Origin of the sequence: Microcoleus sp. T3_B1, from assembly GCF_036700445.1 — a bacterium.
Taxonomy (GTDB): domain Bacteria; phylum Cyanobacteriota; class Cyanobacteriia; order Cyanobacteriales; family Microcoleaceae; genus Microcoleus.
The window spans coordinates 1-21,338 of sequence record NZ_JAUBOX010000107.1 but is presented as its reverse complement, the minus strand read 5'-3'; the positions used below and the strand labels follow the sequence as shown (position 1 = coordinate 21,338).

The window sequence follows — 21,338 nt, the reverse complement described above, 5'->3', positions numbered from 1 at the left end:
CGTCCCGCCCGTCCTTTTTGGACGGGCGGGACGCCCATCCCACAAACTTGTGGAAGTTATTTAATTCTCATTCCTTAATTTAACTTGGTCGGTTTTGCGATCGATAAAATGGTTTTTTTACCACACTAGCCGGATAGTTTTTACCGCGAATTTCGACTTCTAATTGCTGACCGATTTTCGCTAATTTTGCGGGAACAAATGCGAGGGCTACTGCGCGATTCAAAGTAGGCGATAATGTACCGCTAGTAACTTCTCCTACTGTTTCGCTTTCAAATATTACCGGATAGCCGTGGCGTGCAATGTGCCGCCCCTGCATTTCTAACCCTACCAACCGCTTCGATACTCCACTCGCTTTCTGCTGTTCCAAAACCTCGCGACCAATAAAATCGCCTTTGGTGTCGAGGTGAACTACCCAACCCAATCCAGCCTCTAAAGGTGTGATATTGTCGTCGATATCTTGACCGTAAAGAGCCATTGCTGCTTCTAAACGCAAGGTATCTCTCGCACCCAATCCGCAAGGAACAACGCCAGCAGCTAACAATTTTTGCCACAGTTCTTTTCCTACTTCGGCATCCACCATGATTTCAAACCCATCTTCGCCGGTGTAACCTGTTCTGGCGATAAAACTCGGCTGTCCCAACAGATTTGTTTCTAAGTGGCCGAATGCCTTAATTGGTGCGAGGTTGTCTTCTACAAAAGGCTGGAGATAGTTAACGGCTTCCGACCCTTGAATTGCAATTAAAACTTTATCTTCAGAAATGTCTGTAAAACAGAGTTCGCTCAATTCTAAGTGAGTGGTAATCCATGCTTTGTCTGCGATGCGAGTGGCGGCGTTGACAATGATTACTGCACGTTCTTCGCTAGTGATAGGATCTGGTTCTTGGCAGTAGAAAATAATGTCGTCTAAGATGCAGCCTTTGGCATTTAGCAAGACTGTATATTGAGCTTGACCGGGTTGCAAGCGGCTCAAGTCTGAGGGTACTAAGGGTTGAAATTTTTCTATTACTTGTTTCCCTCTCAAACCAAATTTTCCCATGTGGGAAATGTCGAACATTCCTGCTTGCTGGCGTACTGCTTGGTGTTCGCTGCTAATGCCTGCGTACTGTACTGCCATCTCCCACCCGGAAAATGGCACCATCCGAGCTTTGAGTTCTAATGATAGGTCGTACAGAGGCGTGCGGGCAAGTTGGCTCGGACTCTCTGGATTGTTGGGTTCAGTTGACTTTGCCACTGGTAGCGCTTTGGTTGCGGGTAGACTGTTTTGATTTTACGGGAAAATTGGTTTTCAGGGTGTGTAGGGCGATCGAATTTAAGGACACGGCAATGCTGTTTAGGTACGAGTAAGGACACTGCAGTGCCCTTCTTCGTGTCAACTTAACGTCAAAAGTAGTATCAGTATACCGTCTACCGATGAGCCCCTCGATCCCCACGGCGCCTAGGGCGGGCACGGGGGCACCGCCCCTAGGTCGGGGGGGACAAGAGTATTCAAAGTCCCCCTTAACAAGGCAGGGCGGTTTCATTCTTGGTAGGGGCCGTGCCCCCGTGCCGGCCCTTTTGGCCTGAAACCCCCATTCGATGGTTGGTGGCGGGGGTAGGCACGGGGAGTAGGGGTAGCACTACCCCTACAAAAACCTCGTTTTTGGTGATAATGAAACAGCCCCCCTTAATAAGGGTGGGACAAGAGTCTTCTCTTTAGTCCCCCTTATTAAGGGGGATGCGAGGGGGATCTAGACTTGGGTAAAAGCGATATTTATCAACAGTTTTAGTCTTAAGTTGACACGAATGAGCAGTGCCGTATCCCTAATCTTGACTTATGGAGAATAGCGGGCTCGAACCGCTGACCCCTACAATGCCATTGTAGTGCTCTACCAACTGAGCTAATTCCCCTTTCTTTTCGCGCTCTCAATCATGCCTTAACTGACCAATATTTGTCAAGCTTTTTGGGGAAATTAGTTTTGAGCCTTCGGCTGGCAAGGCTTTCGGCTTTTTTTCCACAAAACTCTCCTCGCTTCTGGACAATGGTCAATCGCCTACTATCATTTAGTAAGTATGTTGCGATATTTCGCTCAAATGGCTCAAACAAGACCCCATGAGGAAGTAGACGACTAGCAGAGCGGCGGCTGATACCGCAACTAGGGTGCCGGCTAGCATTAGTGAAAATTCCCGTTGCGCGATCGCCTCCTGCATTAAGTGCAAAGACCAGGCAACGAGGGCAACGTCAATTATTAAAATAGAAACCAGCATAAGTTACGATTTGTAACAGCTTACCTATTGTAACAAAACTTTTCGCTCCGTGCAGATAAGCTCACCTGTATTTAACTTTTGCTGTAAAACCCGAAGGGAGCAGCGGAAAGCTACTCAGAAAAAATGATAGCTTTTGGTGATAATTACAATATGCAAAGTAAATGAGAGCTAGCTCAGCTTTAGAGGTGGGTTTTTGACTCTTGAGCGATCGCTCACGCTTTTTTGAGGGGGTAGGGTGCGTTAGCGAAGCCCGCCCGGGGGCTACGCCAACGAAGAGGATCGACCTTTGAGTCGAACTGATTTGATAGCAGTGCGATCGCACCCTGACCCGATTCAAATTTGGTAAAATAGGTGTACTTTTAATTAAAATAAAATGAACGGCTGTTGAGGATAAAAACTATGTTAACCCAAACTCAAAAACTCTACTCGCCAGAGGAATATTTGGCACTAGAGGAAGTGGCCGAGTCTAAAAGTGAATATATTGATGGCGAGATAGTTCCTATGACTGGTGGTACTCCAAATCATAATGATATTGCGGGCAATTTTTATGCTCATTTAAAATTTGCTCTCAGGGGACAAAACTATAAGGTTTTTATCGGTGACTTACGCTTGTCGATACCGCGCTATCATCTCTATACTTATCCAGATGTGATGGTGGTTCAAGGCGAACCAGTGCTTTTAGACGATCGCACAGATACAATAATTAATCCTTTGATGATTGTTGAAGTTTTGTCAAAAAGTACGAAAAATTACGACCAAGGGGATAAGTTTGATTATTATCGATCGATTCCTGAGTTTCGAGAATATATTTTAATCGATCAGTATAAATTTTATGTCGAACAGTTTGTCAAGACTTCGGAAAATAAGTGGCTTTTAAGTGAATACGAATCGGCAGAGGCAGTGCTGGCTTTGTCTTCGCTGCCGTTTCAAATTCAATTGGGCGAAATTTATGAAGGGATTAGATTTGAAACGACTGCGGCTAGTTAGGATTTCACAACCGCTTTTTTGCTGTAAAATTAAATCGATCGCCTTTTCAACTTTATGACAAATCGCTCTACTCGCGCCCTTTTTCACAGCAAAACACTGAACACTGCTTTGCGTGCTTTTAGCTTTCCGCAAGATATGGAAGTGCGCCACCAAAAATTGGGGACGTGGATTGCTGCACTTAAAACGGGTACGTTAGACGAAGTTAAAGAAGTTTCGCTGCACGGCAGTTTTATTAATGATATTTTTCAGGATGTTTTGGGATATTGCTCGGTAATTCAAGGTGCGGGGAAAGCTTGGGAAATTAACGCGGAACAAACGATATCTGATGGTGGCGGTTCTGCTGACGGGGCGATCGGCTTTTTTACTGCTGCTGACAATCTTAAAGGCAAAGCCGTGTCCCTGCAAGGTAAAGTGATTGCTCCGATCGAACTCAAGGGAGCGAAAAATGATTTAGACCGTCCCGCATCACATCAGCATCCTGCGCGAACCGAATCAGCAGTTGACCAAGGTTGGCGCTACGCTAATTATACACCGGATTGTCGCTGGATTATTGTCTCGAATTATCGAGAGTTGCGACTTTATCATACCAATAAAACTCCTGCTTATTACGAACAATTTTTTCTGGCTGACTTGGCGGATATTGCAGCTTTTAAGCGGTTTTACTTTCTGCTGTGTCGCCGCAATTTTTTGCCTCAAAACCAAGCTCAAACAGGTTCTGTTATTGACAGACTGTTAAAAGACTCTGATGAAGCTCAAGAAGAAATCACCAATAAATTATATCAAGAGTACAAAGCAATTCGACTCGCTCTCGTCAAGCATTTTCGCTTTTCTGGGCCGCAGGATATCCCCAACCGCGATCGCGTACTCATCGAAAAAGCTCAAAAAACTTTAGACCGCGTTTTATTCATTGCTTTTTGTGAAGATAAAGGGTTGCTGCCGCGAAACACCCTCAGCAACGCTCACGACCACCAAGACCAATACAATCCTAGATTAATTTGGGAAAATTATCAATCTGTATTTCGCTGGGTTGATGTGGGAAATGATGACCCTCCTGTACCGGGATACAACGGCGGTTTATTTAAATTCGATCCGGTTTTAGACGCACAATTGACTGTGCCAAATCCTTTATGCAGTCTGCTTAATAAGCTGACCAGATTTGATTTTGATACCGAAGTTTCCGTCGATATTTTGGGGCATATTTTCGAGCAGTCTGTTACAGATTTGGAAGAATTAAATGCTGAAACTACCGGACAGGAATACAATCATAAAAAAGGCAAGCGAAAAACTCAAGGTGTGTTTTACACGCCAGCTTTTATTACTCAGTATATTGTCGAGGTTTCTCTCGGTGGCTATTTGCAGCGTCGAGAGCAAGAATTGCGCGATTTATTCCTAATTAGCGAAGTTGCTGAAGTGTCGGTTCAGCCGCCCAAGAAAACTGCAATTAAGTTTTGGAAAGCGTATCGAGACGAGGTGCTGCAAAAAACGCGCGTCATCGATCCGGCGTGCGGTTCGGGTGCTTTTTTGATTGCGGCTTTTGATTATTTGATGCAGCAGTACGAAAGAGTCGATCGCGAATTGAATGCTTTGGGGTATAAACCAAAAGACGGCAACTCGCTGGAATTTGACAGAAGCATTTTAAGCAACAACCTGTACGGCGTAGATTTGCTGCCGGAATCGGCGGAAATTACCAAACTTTCTCTGTGGTTGAAGACGGCCGAACCTGGTAAAACCCTGACGTATTTGGATGATAATATTAAAGCGGGAAACTCGATCGTCGCTGACAGTAATGTAGCAGATACAGCGTTTGATTGGCAAGCTGAATTTCCCCAGATTTTTGCTGATGGCGGTTTTGATGTTGTCCTTGGCAATCCGCCTTACGTGCGGCAGGAGTTGCTGTCTCCAATTAAACCATACTTGCAAGCAAATTATGAATCCTATAACGGCGTAGCAGACCTTTATACTTATTTTTATGAACTCGGATTAAACATTCTCAAACCGAAGGGAGTGCTTTCGTATATTGTCACAAATAAATGGCTGAGGTCGGGATACGGCGAACCTCTACGCAAGTTCTTTGCCAGTCAAGGTTTACTAGAGCAAATTATTGATTTCGGACACGCGCCCATTTTTGAGGATGCTGATACTTTTCCCTGTATTGTCGCAGTCAGAAAACCTAACGCTTCTCTATGTATCTCTGAAACTGAAAGCGAGATTGAGCAAGGTAAATCTGAACCTAATTCGCCTGTGATTGTTTGTCCTGTTCCGCGCGAGGAACTTGCTAATATCAATCTTACACAATATGTTCAACAACACGGTTATCAAATTTCGCGAGATCGTTTCACTGCGAGTGCTTGGAGTCTGGAACCTCCTGCTGTTGATGAGTTAATGCAGAAAATAAAACAAGTGGGAGTTCCGCTAAAAGATTTTGCAGGGGTTAAGCCTTATCGAGGTATTTTAACAGGATTTAACGACGCTTTTTTTCTTGATGAAGCCACTAAAAATAGTCTAGTTAAAGCTGACCCTAAATCTGCTGAAATCATCAAGCCCTTATTGCGAGGTCAGGATATTAAACGCTGGTATCCTCAATGGGATGAAATTTGGGTAATCTTCGCTCATAGAGATATTGAGATAGAAAACTATCCTATGATAAAATCTCATCTGCAAAAATATAGAACTAAGTTAGAAGCAAGATCAGGTAAACAATTATGGTGGCAGTGGCAAGCATCTCCATCTTTTTGCAACCTCTTTCTACAGCCTAAACTTATATATCAGGAAATTCAATTTCATCCAGCATATAGCTATGATAATAGGAGTTATTTGACCAACAATAAAGCTTTCATTATTTCGACATCTGAATTGTATATCTTGGGAGTGCTTAATTCAGCACTTATGTGGTGGCATAATTGGCGGTATTTACCGCACATGAAAGATGAAGCACTGAGTCCGCTTGGCGAATTGACGGAAAAGCTTCCCATCGCACCACCAACTGACTCAGTTCGTGCCGAAGTAGAACTAATTGTCAGCCGTTTAATTGAAATCGCCAAAACTAATCAAGAAACTCACCGAGATGTCTTGCACTGGCTGGAAATCACTTATGTAATTGATAAACTCGGACAAAAACTCGAAGATTTTTCTGCTCTTTCTTTTGCTGAATTCGTAGCAGAAATCAGAAAGCGAATGCCGAAAACTAAATCATCCGATCCTCTCGGTGTTGCTGGACTAAAAGCCGTCCGCGAAACTTATAATGAATATGCACCGGCCATTCAATCTCGCAAAGCTGAGGCGTTGAGACTCGAACACCGTTTATCCGATTTAGTTAATCAAGGTTACGGATTGACACCGGAAGAAATAGATTTGATGTGGAAAACAGCACCTCCGCGAATGCCGATCGCCCGACACATTTGATAGAATGTTAAAGCAGCATCGCTGAGAATGAGTTTATTATAAAAGGCGCTCTAGTTTTTTGTACACTTCATCATCGTTACGCTTCGATTAATCATAATATCCCGGCCGGGGCGGGTTTTTGAGATTGTCAATTATTGGCTGGTATTGTTGGTGAACCCGCCCCTACGAACGTAATGACAGAAACACGTTTTTTTTGCGTCGCGGACTATATCATATCAAAAAATTGTGTTTTTTGGGGAATATTTGTTAGACTGGGATTGTGAGCTAGCGAGTCGATAGACCATACTTTGTACGCGAGGTGAATCATTATGCTCCAAGCATTTGAAGGAATTTACAGAAATGGAGTCATCGAACTTTTAGAAGTTCCTGAAAACATTTATGAAAGCCGCGTGGTGATTACTTTTTTGGCTGCGCCATCCATTCCTAGATCGCCTACATTTATCAAGTTTGGAATGTTTGCTGGTACTCAACAATCCACCGCAGACGATTTCGAGATTGCCGAGTTTCAAGGGGATACTGACGATGAATTAGATTGGTCATAGCTGCCGATGAAATATGTCATTGATACCCACGCGCTGATCTGGTTTCTCGAAGGAAATCAAAGATTGGGGACTCAAGCCCAAGCAATTCTCTCCAATTTGACCAGTCAGCTTGTTCTACCTGCGATCGCCTTGGCTGAAGCTGCATGGATTGTAGAACGAAGAAAAACATCAATTCCATCTGTGAATGCTTTGTTGAATGCCATTAACAGCGATCCTAGAATCGCGATTTATCCACTTGATCGAACTATCATCAATCAAACGCTCAGCTTATTGAGCATCCATGAAATGCACGATCGTCAAATTGTAGCAACCGCAATGATTTTGCAAAATCAAGGTGAAACTGTTGCGCTGTTTACGTGCGATGGAAATATTACGGCTTCAGGTGTAATTTCTGTTATCTGGTGATTGTATTTATAATAAAATAACGGTTATTTGTAAACCATCAAGTTTCACCATTTGTCAGTTGTTTGAGTGTTTCTACAAAGGTTTTAGTACCCACCATTTGAGACTGACTCAGGGCAGATTTTGCAGAATCGCCTAAAAGCATATCTTCTACTTCCATCAGTCGCTCTATCAAGCGCTGATAGGCATCAGCGGACATAATTACGTGGCTGGGCTGCGATTTATCTGTGAGTAAAACTGGCTCGACAGCAGCTCGGTTAAAGACTGTCCCCTGTGGATTGCAGGCTTCTGCGAGGGTGTAACTTTGCATGACAGATGTTATGAGTGTGGGTTGTGTCTATTTTAGGCAAAATTGTGAGGGATTGGGAGGTCGATCGCCACTTTTGTTTTAGCCAACCGCAAATAATCAAAAAAGGTATGAAAATTTCCATACCTTCCTAGTGGAGATTATTTTTAAACAAGTGCTGTTGCTTGCTTTGTTTGTTCGAGATACTGCCGATATTTTTCCTCGGAACCGAAGGAGTCAACTGAAACCGTAGCTTGTGGCATCGGTATCAATGGTGTCTGAACAGGGGAGTATTTGCAGTAGCAAACCACGATCATCTCAAATTCATTGTTCTGGATGGCTCTCAGGTATTCTTCTACTCTAACTACTTCCCAGTCGCCTACGCGGTAATGAGTATCAGCACCAGCTATTTGGGTGTCTTTAGATTCTGTCAGAGTTTGGAACTCTAGCGGCCGATAACCAGGTTCAGGAATCGGTGAATTTGATGAATCAAAATACTCTGCCAGAATGTCGGTTAGCCCTCCGGTGTGAGCTAAAAGTCTGTTCTCGGCACCTTCTTCTTCTGTCCAGTCAGCGCGAAAAATAATGTATTTTCTGCTCATTTGTTAATCCTCCTCGTCTTCATCCATGTAGTTAGGAAAACTGGTTTCACCTTCAAATATGCAGGAGTATTTGAGGATGGAGTCTTTTGTCGGTTTGATTCGTAGCAGTCGCCAGCCGTATTTTTCCTGCATTGCATAACACCGCCGTCGTTCGGTGACGGAGTGGCTTGAGGTGACTTCCTCTGGTTGAGAATTGGTCACAACGATCGTATCTCCATAATGTTCATTTGAATGGTGTCAATGGCAAGGTCATTTAGATTTAGGTTTTTGAGTTCGATCGATCTGGGTGTTGCTGCTTGCGCTCTAAGAGCGTTTTCCGAACGACTGCCAGCACTAAGCTGGGCACACTTCTGAACTCCGAATCAGCCCATTCTTGCAAAACCTCATATTCTTCGGGGTTCACTCGGATGGTGATTACAGGCTTTTTGGAAGGCATTGCTTGTTGGCTCGTATACGTTAATACCCATTATCTCTACTCTTTACCTTCAAACACTTGTTCTGGGGTAACACACCTGTCTCATATAACTTTAAAAGTTGCTTATGTTAACAGGTGTACCACCTGACATTTAGTATAACACCGTAGTGTTGCGATCGACTCTACAACTCAAAAACCCAGAATGATCATCAAAAAAAGGGGCAACTCGCGTCGCCCCTCATCTATTTAACCAGCTACAAAATTACGCTTCCACAGCAATCTTTTGTTCCGAAGCCTCCGGCGAATTCGCTTCACTTGGCGGCACAACTTGCCAGAATTTCGGCAAATATTCCGACCAATTTGCTAAAATCTTCTCAGCTTTCTTGCTGCCGGTTCGATCGCACTGAGCCTCAATCAACTCCTTCAATTGCGCCTCCCCAGCCGCCGTACAAACGCGCTGCATCTTCACAATCTCCCCGTTGACGTGAGCCGGAAAAGTCCCATCTTCATCGAGGAAATAAGCCAAGCCACCAGTCATTCCAGCGCCGACGTTGCGGCCGACTTTTCCTAACACGACAATTACGCCGCCAGTCATGTACTCGCAGCAGTGATCGCCCGCACCTTCAATCACAGCTTTCGCCATCGAGTTACGCACCGCAAACCGTTCGCCAGCTTTACCCGCAGCTAACAGAGTTCCCCCCGTCGCGCCGTACAAACAAGTGTTACCGACGATCGCATTTTCGGAAGCATCATAAGTCGCACCAGCCGGCGGTGCGATCGCGATTTCGCCACCGTGCATTCCTTTACCAACGTAGTCATTGGCTTGGCCTGACAGCACCAGCGTCATTCCCGGCAAATTGAACGCGCCGAAGCTTTGGCCCGCGCTACCAGTGAAGTTGAGGGTGATTTGACCGCTAAAGCCCGTGTTGCCGTGTTGCTGTGCGATCGCACCACTGATTCTTGCGCCCACCGTGCGATCGGTATTCACCAATTTTACACTCTTGCTAACAGTGCCGTGATTGGCGATCGCACTTTGAATCTCAGCATCCGCCAGCAAATCGTCATCTAACACAGGCCCGTTGGTGTGTACGTCGCCGTGGATCAAGAAAGATCGATCGCTCTTAGTATCAGGTAACTTGGTCAAACAATCCAAATTAATCGCTTGGGTTTTAGTTAGTTGCACCCCATCGCGCATTTTCAGTAAATCCGCGCGGCCGATGATATCTGCGATCGACTTATAACCCAATTTCGCCAGCAAACTCCGCACTTCTTGTGCTACGAAATAGAAGAAATTAACCACGTGTTCCGGCGTTCCGGGGAACCGTTTCCGCAAGTGTTCTTGTTGAGTTGTCACCCCCACCGGACAACTATTCATGTGGCAAACGCGAGCCATAATGCAGCCTTCTGCAATCATTGCCACCGTGCCAAAACCGTACTCTTCGCCGCCCATCAAAGCGCCTACAATCACGTCCCAGCCGCTTTTAAAACCACCGTCAACGCGGAGCAAAACTCGATCGCGCAATTTATTTTCCATTAGCACCCGGTGAACTTCTGTCAATCCGAGTTCCCACGGAGAACCTGCGTGCTTAATCGAACTCAGTGGCGAAGCACCGGTGCCGCCGTCGTGACCGGAAATTTGAATCACATCAGCATTTGCCTTGGCGACACCGGCGGCTACAGTCCCGATGCCAACTTCCGACACCAACTTCACCGAAACTCCTGCTTTCGGATTGATTTGGTGCAAGTCAAAAATCAACTGTGCCAAATCCTCGATCGAATAAATGTCGTGGTGAGGAGGAGGAGAAATTAGCGTGACACCCGGTTTCGATCGGCGCAAATAAGCAATGTACTCGCTCACTTTCGCCCCCGGCAATTGACCGCCTTCACCCGGTTTCGCACCTTGTGCGATTTTAATTTCGATTTGTTCGGCGTTCATCAGGTACTCAGGAGTCACCCCGAAACGCCCGGAAGCTACCTGTTTGATGGATGAAGAAGCTGTATCGCCGTTCTGCAAACCTTTCAAGTGAGGTAGCGTTTGTGAGAAACCTGCCGCGCTCACATCGTTTAGCACTTTGTAGCGCACCGGGTCTTCGCCGCCTTCGCCGGAGTTGGATTTGCCGCCGATACGGTTCATCGCAATCGCGAGAGTTTCGTGGGCTTCTGGGGACAAAGCGCCCAGGGACATACCGCCGGTGGCGAACCGCTTGACAATATCTGCTACAGATTCTACGTCTTCGATGGCAATGGAAGGGCGATCGCTCTGGAAATCCAGCAAATCGCGCAAAGCCGTTACCGGGCGATTTTCGAGCTGTTTCTTGTAAACCTCGTAGTGATCGTAAGCACTTTCACCATTTTTGTCACCAATTGGTGTCATTTTTGGTTCGGCCCCATTGCCGTTACCGTTAGTCTGAGCCTTAAAAGTAGTCACAGCCTTGTGCAAAGCCTTCGCCATTTCCGGGCTGTTCATGTGATATTCACCACCCCGGCGGTACTGAACAAAGCCGTAATTTTCCAGCTTTTTGAGGTGCAATTCTGGGAAAGCCTGACTGTGGAAAGACATTACCTCATTAGCCAGTTCCGCCACACTCAAACCGCCGATGCGGGAAACAGTGCCTTTGAAACCCAAATCTAGCAAATCACCGCCAATGCCGATCGCCTCAAAGATTTGCGCCCCCTGATAGCTAGCCAGCAGCGAAATCCCCATTTTCGACATAATCTTCAGCAAGCCGTTTTCCACCGCTGTGCGGTATCTAGCTTGAGCCTGTGCCACGGTAATATTGGGAACTTTGCCGTGCTGCATCAAGTTTTGAGTCTTGCTGTCAGACCACCAGGCGCGCACGCTTTCCAAGGCCAGGTAAGGGCAAACAGCCACCGCCCCGTAACCAATCAAACAAGCGAAGTGGTGAGTGCTCCAACATTGGGCGGTATCCACAACCAGGGAAGTTTGCATCCGCAGCCCGACGCTAATTAAGTGGTGGTGAACCGCACCAACTGCCAGGAAGGGCGGAATATAAGTACATTCAGCACTCAATCCAACAGAAGATTCGCCTTCGGCCTTCGAGATTCGATCGCTCAAAATCAGAATTCTCGAACCCTCGCGCACCGAAGCAGCCGCCTTTTGACAAAGTTGCTCGACTGCTGTTTTCAAACCAGAAGGCCCGGCAGCAATTTTGTAAAGAGTTGACAATTCGGTTGCGGGGAAAGACTTTTGCTCTTTCAAGAAAGAGAGTTCAGCGTCGTTGAGTACGGGAGAATCAATTTTCAGCCGCTTGGCATTTTCCGGTACTGCTTGCAGTAAATTGCCCCGCAGGCCTACATTCATCGTCAGCGACATCACCATCCCCTCGCGCAGGGGGTCGATCGGCGGATTTGTGACTTGAGCAAACCGCTGTTTGAAATAGTTGTACAGCAACTGAGGCTTTTCTGACAATACAGCTAAGGGAGCGTCGTCGCCCATGCAGAAAGTCGGTTCTTTCCCAGAACTCGCCATCTCGACGATCACCATGTCCAAATCTTCTGCTGTGTAACCAAAAGCAGTTTGGGTTGCTAACAGCGTTTGCGAGTCGAGGGTTGCTGTTTCGGCAAAAGGCTGCGGCTGCAAGGTTTCGCGGTTTTGTTGCAGCCATTCGCCGTAGGGGTGCCGCTTAGCAATTCGCTGCTTGAGTTGCCAATTTTTGAGAATTTCCTTGGTTTGCAGGTCAACTGCAATCATTTGTCCTGGCCCCAAACGGCCTTTTTCGACAATATCTGCTTCGGGAATATCGACAACTCCGGCTTCGGAGGCCACAACTACCAAACCGTCTTTAGTAATGCAGTAGCGGGCCGGCCGCAAACCGTTGCGATCGAGCGTAGCACCTACTTGTTTGCCGTCGCTGAACACCAGCAGGGCCGGGCCGTCCCAAGGTTCTTGAATGCCGCTGTAATACTCGTAAAAATCGACAATTTCTGGATAGGGAGCCAAATCCGGCTGATTTTTGTAGGCTTCGGGCACCAAAATTGTCAGGGATTCTAGGGGGGTGCGGCCGGAGTGCACCAACAACTCCATCACGTTGTCCAAGTTTGCCGAATCGCTGCTTTCGGGATTGACAATTGGGTTAAACGTGTCGATATCAGCTTGACTCCAATTCGGGTGAGCTAAATTCGCTTGCCGCGCCTTCATCCAGGTAATATTGCCCAACAGCGTGTTAATTTCCCCGTTGTGTCCCAGCAAGCGCATCGGCTGGGCTAAGTGCCAGCGGGGCATGGTGTTGGTGCTGAAGCGCCGGTGATAGACGGCAAAGGAGCTTTTATAAGCGGGATTTTTCAGGTCTTGGTAAAATTCTGCCAGTACGGCCGATCGCACCATGCCTTTATAGACGATCGTGCGGCAGGAGAAAGAGCAAGTATAAAAGTCTTGGCGGGTGAAGTTGGGCCGATTTGACAGCGCGTGTCCGATCGTGCGGCGCGCCAAAAATAGATGTTTGTCGAGTTCGTCTCCGCCTAAGTGCGGTGAACTGACTATTACTTGTTCGATTTGAGGTTGATTTTCTAGCGCTTGCTCGCCCAAAACCGATGGTACAATGGGAACTTTGCGCCATCCCACAAGTTTCAGCCCGCGATCGGTCAGAACTTGCTCAACCACCTGCCGCGCTATAGTCGCTTGAAATTTATCTTGAGACAAAAACAGCATTCCCACGCCGCAGTTTTCCCGCGCCGGAGGCACAATTCCCTGTTCGGCGAACCAAGTATCCAGCAATTCCCAAGGAATCGCCGTCATTAAACCCGCACCATCCCCGGAATCCGAGTCAGCGCTGCAACCGCCACGATGTTCCAGACAAGTTAAAGCTGGCAGCGCTTTTTGAATAATCGAGTGGGTGGCTTCACCGCTTTGGTTGGCAATAAACCCCACACCGCAGGCATCTCTTTCTTCCACTAACCAGCTTTGGCCGGCGAATGGAGTTCCTCGCTCAGTCTGATGCACGTTTCTGTTTGGATCGATCGTGTTACCCATGTTGATTGAATGTTATTTCCGTGATTGTGTGGTGGATGCGTTTTTATAGCTCGGAGAGAGAAGGCTGCCGAGCGGTGGGAGCCTAGTAAACTTTAAAACAGCACATTGGAAGCTGATTGGATAAAAATTTACGTCGATGCTGCCTGTACTTAGCACTAAAACCCTGTTTGCAGATTTCACATTATCTCGCTCGCATCGCCTCGGAGATGTCTCCTAGAATACCCTGCTGTTAAAAAGCAGTGATTCTTTGGGAAATCGCCGCCCTGCAAATAAATACATTGCTGGCGATTCCCTACGGGATAGCTGCGCTTCACGAGTTTTTTGTGTGGGTTTTTCCTGAGTTCGGAAGGGTAGCCTTACGGACTCAGGTAGATAGTAACTTTAGCGTTATTTTGCTTGCTGCGCTGCTGAGTTGCTTTCGTCAGCGCCCGCAGACACAAAAGCCACCTGCCCGCTCAGTCGGTAGGTGCAATGTAGCAGCGCGGTTCACAACTGGTGAAACCGGTCTTATTGTGAAGTCAACTCTCAAGCTGCGAACATCAAGTTTATCAAAAAATTGATAAAATTTCACCCATTACAGTCAGAGTTTACGTGCAAGTCTTGTCAGCGATGTCCAGAACCCAGGCTAAGATGCCTAGCCCAAAAAGGTTGACAGTTTTCCACAAGCCTATTTTGGATTTTTTTACCCACAAAGTTTTGTCATCTCCAATCCGTTGGCATCGGAATTATTCATCTCTCTCTTCCCTTTCTCTGTATCCTCTGTGTTCTCTGCGGTTTAATCATTCCGATACCACCCGAATGGATATCACTCATCAATGCAGGCTATTTCAAGGATTTCTGACGCATTAGGAGCATCTGGTAGAGCCGGCGCCACCTTTTTAACCACGCCCCAAATGGATACTTGCTTGCTGACAGGATTCGGGGAAAGGCAAAAATTTTAGACCACAGTTCAAACTGCCAGATTGATTGAAGTAAACCTCAAACCTCAAACTCAACTCAACTAACGCTCACAAGCTTGTCCTTGGTAATTTTGTTTAGCTCAACCGTGAGCGTTTTTACAGATTTGATTGGCATGGGGAATATTTCATGCCTATCTTTTATAAAATAAAGTTAGTTAGCAGAAATAGTAAGACTGGAAAAATGTGCCGATGGTGATTACGCTCAATTTTGCATACAGGTAGACCGAAGCCAAGTGATATAAATCATGGTAATCCTATTGTATGAGAGATATAATTAAAATAACTTGACACTGATTAAAATGGCAGGGCTGTTGAGAAGTCACGCTTTTTTTGTAAGGAACATCTGAGATTAAATTAACCCCACACACTTGTATCAATGCGTGTTAATGACTCAGCAAATAGACCAAAATCTAAAGTAATTTTAGGTCAACGCTATCTCAAAACAAGTATACAAGCAAAAACAACCAAAATATTAAGTCTGGTTTGAAAAGGGCGGTTTCATAATTTGAGCTACAAAGTAGATTAAACTAAATATAGTTAATCAATAGCACGGCCGATAGAGCGAAAATAGTAGATATTAACTCTAAAAAGCTTCAGGCTTGACAGAAGCAATAGGAATAGGTAGGTATGGCTAGCATAACAAATATTTTTCGAGGATATCAGATTAACGAGCAAATATACGCAGGCAATCGAACTCTAGTTTATCGTGCCCGTCGGTCTTCCGATCAGCAGCCCGTAGTGATAAAACTGCTGCGAAATGACTTTCCCCGCTTCCACGAACTGGTTCACTTCCGCAATCAGTTTGTCATTACTAAAAACTTAGAGATACCCGGCACTGTCAAGGCATACAGCCTGGAGACTTACCATAACCAGTATGCTCTGGTGATGGAAGACTTTGGCGGAATTTCCTTATGTAGCTACCTCGCTAGTCTGGTGTTCGCCAGCAACGAACCTCTGGAAGGGTTGCCCATTAACGAGTTTCTTCCCATTGCCATTCAAATTGCCAACTCCCTCGATGGACTTTATCGCCACCACGTTATCCATAAAGACCTCAAACCCGCCAATATTCTAATTAACCCTGTCAGCAAACAAGTTAAGCTGATTGACTTCAGCATCGCTTCCCTGTTGCCGCGCCAAACCCAAGAAATTCAAAATCCCAACCTCCTTGAAGGCACTTTAGCTTACATATCTCCCGAACAAACTGGGCGAATGAACCGAGGCATTGATTACCGCACAGATTTCTACTCTCTGGGAGTTACATTCTACGAACTGCTGACGAGACAGTTGCCTTTCCAAAGCGAAGATCCGATAGAGTTAGTACACTGTCACCTTGCCAAGCAGCCTATTCCAGTCCATCACCTGAACACAAGCGTTCCATTGGTGCTGTCTGAAATTGTTAGCAAACTGATGGCGAAGAATGCTGAAGATAGGTATCAAAGTGCTCTAGGACTCAAGTTTGATTTGGAAACTTGTTTGTACCAGTGGCAAAAAACTGGAGAAATCGCCTCATTTAAACTAGGGCAGCGAGATTTGTGCGATCGCTTCATCATTCCCGAAAAATTATATGGTAGAGAGAACGAAGTATTCTCCCTACTGGCAGCCTTCGATCGCGTGAGTGCAGGAAGCGCGGAAATGATGCTGGTGGCTGGCTTCTCAGGTATTGGCAAAACCGCCGTCGTCAACGAAGTTCACAAACCGATTGTCGCAGCTAGAGGCTACTTCATCAAAGGCAAATTCGACCAATTTGGACGCACCCAACCATTCTCAGCTTTTGTACAAGCTTTTCGCGATTTAATGAAGCAATTGCTGAGCGAAACAGATGCTAAACTTGAACAGTGGAAGACTCAAATCCTGGCAGCATTGGGCGAGAATGCTCAGGTAATCGTTGAGGTAATTCCTGAACTAGAAGGGATTATCGGAGAGCAACCACCCGCACCAGAACTTTCGGGCAGTGCGGCCCACAATCGCTTCAATCGGTTACTTGAGAACTTCATTCAACTCTTCACAACCAAAGAACATCCCCTCGTCATTTTCTTAGATGACTTGCAATGGGCAGACTCAGCCTCATTAAAGTTGATTCAACTTTTGACGAGCGATCGCGATCGGCGGTATCTCTTTTTAATTGGAGCGTATCGAGATAACGAAGTCAGTCCGGTACACCCTTTAGTGTTGACATTATCCCACATTCAACAAACGGGAGCTACTGTAAACACAATTACCCTCGCGCCGCTCGATCGCTCGGAGTTGAATTGTCTGATTGCCGATACCTTAGCTTGTTCTACAGCATTGGCTCTGCCTTTGACAGAACTCGTTTATCAGAAAACCCAAGGCAATCCCTTTTTCAGCACACAATTCCTCAAATCTTTGCATGAAGATGGGATAATTGAATTTAATTTTGAAGCTCGGTATTGGCAGTGCGATATCGCTAGAGTGCGAACCTTGGCACTAACGGATGATGTAGTAGAATTCATGGCACTTCAGTTGCGAAAGTTGCCAATCAGGACACAGGAAGTTTTAAAGTTAGCTGCTTGTATTGGCAATCAGTTCGATTTGGCTACCTTAGCAATTGTTGATGAAAATTCGCAAACAGCCACAGCAACAGCTTTGTGGAAAGCACTGCAAGAAGGGTTGATTTTACCAGTTAGCGATGTTTATAAATTTTATCAACAATGTAGTAAAGACTTAGCTGAACCAGCCGGCAGGCAAGAGACCACTGACTTATTAACGAGCAATGAACAATTAGCGAAATACAAGTTTTTGCATGACCGCGTACAACAGGCTGCCTATTCTCTCATTCCCGAAGACCAAAAACGCTCGACCCATTTAAAGATAGGGCAACTGCTGTTTAAGGAAACATCGGAAGTCGAGCGGGAAGAAAGAATTTTTGAAATGGTCAACCATTTGAATATGGCGATTAAGCTGGTTAGCGATCGCGTGCAACGGGAAGAATTTGCCCAGTTAAATCTAGTAGCTGGACAAAAAGCAAAAGCCGCAACAGCGTATGCGACAGCCTTTGAGTGCTTGAGTAACGGAATTGAATTATTAGCAATGGATTGTTGGGACAGCCAGTACCAACTCACCTTAAACCTATATGAGGAAGCAGTTGAAGCGGCATTCCTGAGCGGTGAATTTGAACAAATGGATCGATGGGTGCAAATCGTGTTGCAGCAAGCCCGAACCTCTCTGGATACTGTGAAAGTTTATACAGTGCGAATTCAAAGTTACATCGCTCAGAATAATTTACCCTTAGCAGAACAGACGGCGCTGATTGTTCTCAAACAACTGGGCGTGGAATTTCCAGAGAATCCCAGCCCGGAAAAGGTTCAGCAAACCCAGGATGAAACAAAACGCAAGTTCGCCAGCCACACGTTGGAAGAATTGATTAATCTTCCAGAGATGACCGACTCCTATTATCTAGCAGCCCTGCGAATTTTAGGCACGGTTGTGTCGGCTTCTTATCAGTCTGCATCTAAATTATTCCCGCTGATTGTTTGCAAGCCAATAGAACTATCTCTCACTTATGGAAATGCACCTACATCTGCTTTTAGTTATGCTTGGTATGGTTTAATTCATGCAGGAACAGGAGGGGATATTGATATCGGCTATCAATCAGGTGAGGTAGCTTTAGGTCTGCTAGATAATGTGAAAAGCAAAGAGTTAAAAACTAAAACCTACAATCTTGTTTATGGCTATGTCCGGCATTGGAAACGCTACCCCCAAGATTCTTTGCCATTTTTATTAGAAGCCCATCAAATTGCCCTAGAAGCAGGAGAATTAGAATATGCTGCCTATGGACTTTACAATTATACGGCGCTTTCTTTCTCTATGGGCAGAGACTTGGCGGAAATGGAGCGGGAGACAGAAACCTTCGATCGCGCTATTCATCAGATTCGTCAGGGAAACGCACTCAGTTTCGTGAAAATTTTTCGGCAGGCTGTTTTGAACTTGCGAGGCAAAACCGATAACCCCTGCCGTTTGGTTGGGGAAGCTTATGATGAAGACATCATGATACCGCAGCATCAAGCTAATAACGTGCAGTATGCGATTTGCAGCGTTTATCTCAACAAGTTGATTCTCGGTTATTTGTTTGAAAACTATCAACAAGCGCTGGAAAATGCCGTGCTAGCAGAGCAATATTCGGATGCTCTAACCGCAGGGCTTCAGTATTCGCTGATTTATTTCTATGGGTCTCTAACGTACTTAGCGGTGTATGCCGAGGCTGATGTGGAAAAACAAGCTGCACTCCTAGAAAAAGTAGCAGTAAATCAGGCAAAAAGCAAGCGATGGGCGGAGTATGCCCCTATGAATCACTTGCATAAGTTCTATTTGGTCGAGGCAGAGCGATATCGCGTTTTAGGACAGCAAGTTGAGGCGATGGATTTTTACGATCGCGCGATCGCTCTGGCTAAAGAAAACAAATACCTCAATGAAGAAGCTTTGGCAAATGAGCTGGCTGCAAAATTTTATTTACAATGGGGTAAAGAAAAAATTGCTCAACTTTATCTAATTGATGCCTACTATGCCTACTCTCGTTGGGGAGCTAAAGCGAAGATTGACGACATAGAACAACGCTATTCTCAATTGCTTGCTCCTATTTTGCAACATAATCAAGTTCGTTTTTTCGATGCAGTGACTACCTCCCATGACACCTCATCTTCTAGCAAAAACCAAACAATTACTGGAAGTACGAGTACCACAGTAATAGATTTACCAACGGTTATCAAAGCTTATCAAGCTTTGTCTAGCGAAATTAAGCTGGAACAATTGCTCACTACCCTGATGGAAGTAGCGATTCAGAATGCAGGGGCTCAAACAGGAGTATTGATTTTGAAAGAAGAGGACAACTGGACAATCGCCGTCCACTGTAGCCCTCGCCAAGGCTGTCTTCTGCAAGAAACTATTGGGATAGAGGAGAGCGAAGCAATTCCTCAGACTGTGATTAATTACGTCAAACGCACGCAAAAAACTTTAGTTTTCGATGATGTCAAGACTGAATTAATATTTACTTCTGACCCCTATATCAAGCAGCACCAACCTAAGAGCATCCTATGTACTCCGATTACCCATCAAGGCAAAATGATGGCAATTCTGTATTTGGAAAATAATCTGACGACGGGGGCATTCACTGGCGATCGCGTCGCTCTGCTTAACATCCTCTGCTCCCAAGCTGCCATCTCGCTGGAAAACGCCCGCTTATATCAGCAATCTCAACAGCTTTATCAAAAATCTCAGGATTATGCCCAAAAACTGGAGCAGTCTATCCAGGCTCTCAAACAGATGCAACTGCAATTGGTGCAGGGTGAGAAAATGTCTGCTCTGGGAAATTTAGTCGCTGGTGTAGCCCACGAAATTAACAATCCCGTAGGCTTTATCGCCGGCAACTTGCAACCTGCTCAAGACTACGTGGGGGATTTATTCAATTTGATTGATTTGTATCAAGAAAAATTTCCAAATCCGGGAGGGGAAATAGAAGCAGAAATAGAGGATATGGACTTGGAGTATTTGCGAGAAGATTTGCCCAAATTGATTGGCTCGATGAAGGAAGGAGTTGAGCGCATTCGCAATATCAGTACGAGTTTGAGAACGTTTTCTAGGGCGGATAGCGATCGACCAGTTTCTTTCAATATTCATGATGGACTCGAAAGCACTCTGCTAATTCTCAAGCACCGTTTAAAAGCCAGCGAGTTCCGCCCTGCCATTGAAATTGTGAGAGAATATGGTAACTTGCCCCTAGTAAAATGCTTTCCCGGACAGTTGAACCAGGTATTTATGAACGTACTCGCTAATGCCATTGACGCTCTGGAGGAGTCAAATAAGGGGCGGAGTTTTAGTGAAATTAAAGCCCTGCCTAATCAAATCACGGTTCAAACTGTTCTGAGTGAAGACAACAATCAGGTTTTGATTCGCATTAAGGATAATGGAGTAGGGATGTCGCCCGAAGTCAAGGAAAACATCTTTAACCACTTATTTACAACCAAGCCTGTGGGTCAAGGCACTGGATTAGGATTGTCGATCGCCCATCAAATTGTTGTGGAAAAACATGGAGGTACGTTACTCGTGAATTCTTCTTTGGGGCAGGGTTCGGAGTTTGTGATTGGTATTCCGGGGTGAGCAGTTTGTAGTAGGGATCTAGCGTAATTATTGCGATCGCCAAAAATATCGGATTTAGTAAGAAGAAACATACGGATTTTCCGGGTTCCTAAATTCCCATGCGTTTAGAAGTGAAATTGTGAGTTGTAAGCTGTGAAACGTAATTTTTTCTATTGGCGTCTAATATTGTCAGTCTCGATTTTACCCGTACTGGCGATCGTCCCGTCTTTAGTGTGGAATCAACCCGCAAGAGCACAAGAGGGGGAGAGGGCTGGGTTGATTCATGCTTCGAGAGCCCGCCAGGGAATTCATTCCCTGGCTGATAGCGAAAGTCGGTTGAAACTCACATCTTGCACCATTCTCAAGAACAGGCAAGATGCCTGTTCCACAAAGAGTGAATTTTCTTGTGGAACAGGCAT

13 protein-coding genes and 1 tRNA gene are annotated in these 21,338 nt (G+C 45.6%); 6 read left to right on the top strand and 8 right to left on the bottom strand.

Annotated features, from left to right (window positions below):
* Positions 1-79 precede the first annotated feature (79 nt).
* The 3 genes from gcvT to QT990_RS32435 all read right to left on the bottom strand — a co-directional run bounded on the left by gcvT (position 80) and on the right by QT990_RS32435 (position 2,244).
* Positions 80-1,231: a glycine cleavage system aminomethyltransferase GcvT gene (gene gcvT / locus QT990_RS32445; protein WP_333310351.1), complete on the bottom strand. Its 1,152-nt coding sequence runs from the start codon at positions 1,229-1,231 to the stop codon at positions 80-82.
* Positions 1,232-1,814: 583 nt separating this feature from the next.
* A tRNA-Ala gene (locus QT990_RS32440) sits at positions 1,815-1,887 on the bottom strand.
* A 153-nt stretch (positions 1,888-2,040) separates the two neighbouring features.
* Positions 2,041-2,244 carry a hypothetical protein gene (locus tag QT990_RS32435; RefSeq protein WP_096832242.1) on the bottom strand — a complete coding sequence of 68 codons (204 nt, stop codon included), beginning with the start codon at positions 2,242-2,244 and terminating at the stop codon, positions 2,041-2,043.
* Between the two features lie 399 nt (positions 2,245-2,643).
* Between QT990_RS32435 and QT990_RS32430 the strand changes: the two genes are divergently transcribed.
* From QT990_RS32430 to QT990_RS32415, 4 genes are all read left to right on the top strand, one after another.
* Positions 2,644-3,231, top strand: coding sequence for a Uma2 family endonuclease (locus QT990_RS32430; protein WP_333310353.1), 588 nt, complete (start codon positions 2,644-2,646; stop codon positions 3,229-3,231).
* 54 nt (positions 3,232-3,285) lie between these two features.
* The gene (locus tag QT990_RS32425) at positions 3,286-6,633 is read left to right on the top strand and encodes an Eco57I restriction-modification methylase domain-containing protein (protein WP_333310355.1); all 3,348 of its coding nucleotides are present in this window, start codon (positions 3,286-3,288) and stop codon (positions 6,631-6,633) included.
* A 308-nt stretch (positions 6,634-6,941) separates the two neighbouring features.
* Positions 6,942-7,175, top strand: coding sequence for a hypothetical protein (locus QT990_RS32420; protein WP_333146192.1), 234 nt, complete (start codon positions 6,942-6,944; stop codon positions 7,173-7,175).
* A gap of 6 nt (positions 7,176-7,181) precedes the next feature.
* Entirely contained in the window at positions 7,182-7,580 is a 399-nt protein-coding gene (locus QT990_RS32415) for a PIN domain-containing protein (protein WP_333146190.1), read from the top strand.
* 37 nt (positions 7,581-7,617) lie between these two features.
* Here QT990_RS32415 and QT990_RS32410 read toward each other — a convergent pair whose 3' ends face one another.
* The 5 genes from QT990_RS32410 to QT990_RS32390 form a co-directional block, all read right to left on the bottom strand.
* Complete coding sequence (locus QT990_RS32410; RefSeq protein ID WP_333146188.1) at positions 7,618-7,887, bottom strand: type II toxin-antitoxin system Phd/YefM family antitoxin; 270 nt, start codon at positions 7,885-7,887, stop codon at positions 7,618-7,620.
* A gap of 143 nt (positions 7,888-8,030) precedes the next feature.
* The gene (locus QT990_RS32405; RefSeq protein ID WP_333146186.1) at positions 8,031-8,465 is read right to left on the bottom strand and encodes a hypothetical protein; all 435 of its coding nucleotides are present in this window, start codon (positions 8,463-8,465) and stop codon (positions 8,031-8,033) included.
* A 3-nt stretch (positions 8,466-8,468) separates the two neighbouring features.
* The gene (locus QT990_RS32400) at positions 8,469-8,666 is read right to left on the bottom strand and encodes a hypothetical protein (RefSeq protein ID WP_333146184.1); all 198 of its coding nucleotides are present in this window, start codon (positions 8,664-8,666) and stop codon (positions 8,469-8,471) included.
* 58 nt (positions 8,667-8,724) lie between these two features.
* Positions 8,725-8,901: a hypothetical protein gene (locus tag QT990_RS32395; RefSeq protein ID WP_333146182.1), complete on the bottom strand. Its 177-nt coding sequence runs from the start codon at positions 8,899-8,901 to the stop codon at positions 8,725-8,727.
* Between the two features lie 241 nt (positions 8,902-9,142).
* On the bottom strand, positions 9,143-13,870 hold the full coding sequence (locus QT990_RS32390) for a glutamate synthase-related protein (protein WP_333310358.1): 4,728 nt from the start codon (positions 13,868-13,870) through the stop codon (positions 9,143-9,145).
* 1,586 nt (positions 13,871-15,456) lie between these two features.
* On the opposite strand from QT990_RS32390, the gene QT990_RS32385 reads away from it, so the two are divergent.
* Both QT990_RS32385 and QT990_RS32380 read left to right on the top strand, forming a co-directional pair.
* On the top strand, positions 15,457-20,940 hold the full coding sequence (locus tag QT990_RS32385; protein ID WP_333146178.1) for an AAA family ATPase: 5,484 nt from the start codon (positions 15,457-15,459) through the stop codon (positions 20,938-20,940).
* A 132-nt stretch (positions 20,941-21,072) separates the two neighbouring features.
* Positions 21,073-21,338, top strand: a 266-nt coding sequence (locus QT990_RS32380; protein ID WP_333146176.1) for a hypothetical protein, incomplete at its 3' end; no start/stop codon positions are given.

What these genes read in the sequence shown, in the direction of transcription:
- QT990_RS32435 (WP_096832242.1), bottom strand. Translation starts at nt 2,244, where the DNA reads ATGCTGGTTTCTATTTTAATAATTGACGTTGCCCTCGTTGCCTGGTCT.
- QT990_RS32430 (WP_333310353.1), top strand. Translation starts at nt 2,644, where the DNA reads ATGTTAACCCAAACTCAAAAACTCTACTCGCCAGAGGAATATTTGGCA.
- QT990_RS32425 (WP_333310355.1), top strand. Translation starts at nt 3,286, where the DNA reads ATGACAAATCGCTCTACTCGCGCCCTTTTTCACAGCAAAACACTGAAC.
- QT990_RS32420 (WP_333146192.1), top strand. Translation starts at nt 6,942, where the DNA reads ATGCTCCAAGCATTTGAAGGAATTTACAGAAATGGAGTCATCGAACTT.
- QT990_RS32415 (WP_333146190.1), top strand. Translation starts at nt 7,182, where the DNA reads ATGAAATATGTCATTGATACCCACGCGCTGATCTGGTTTCTCGAAGGA.
- QT990_RS32410 (WP_333146188.1), bottom strand. Translation starts at nt 7,887, where the DNA reads ATGCAAAGTTACACCCTCGCAGAAGCCTGCAATCCACAGGGGACAGTC.
- QT990_RS32405 (WP_333146186.1), bottom strand. Translation starts at nt 8,465, where the DNA reads ATGAGCAGAAAATACATTATTTTTCGCGCTGACTGGACAGAAGAAGAA.
- QT990_RS32395 (WP_333146182.1), bottom strand. Translation starts at nt 8,901, where the DNA reads ATGCCTTCCAAAAAGCCTGTAATCACCATCCGAGTGAACCCCGAAGAA.
- QT990_RS32390 (WP_333310358.1), bottom strand. Translation starts at nt 13,870, where the DNA reads ATGGGTAACACGATCGATCCAAACAGAAACGTGCATCAGACTGAGCGA.
- QT990_RS32385 (WP_333146178.1), top strand. Translation starts at nt 15,457, where the DNA reads ATGGCTAGCATAACAAATATTTTTCGAGGATATCAGATTAACGAGCAA.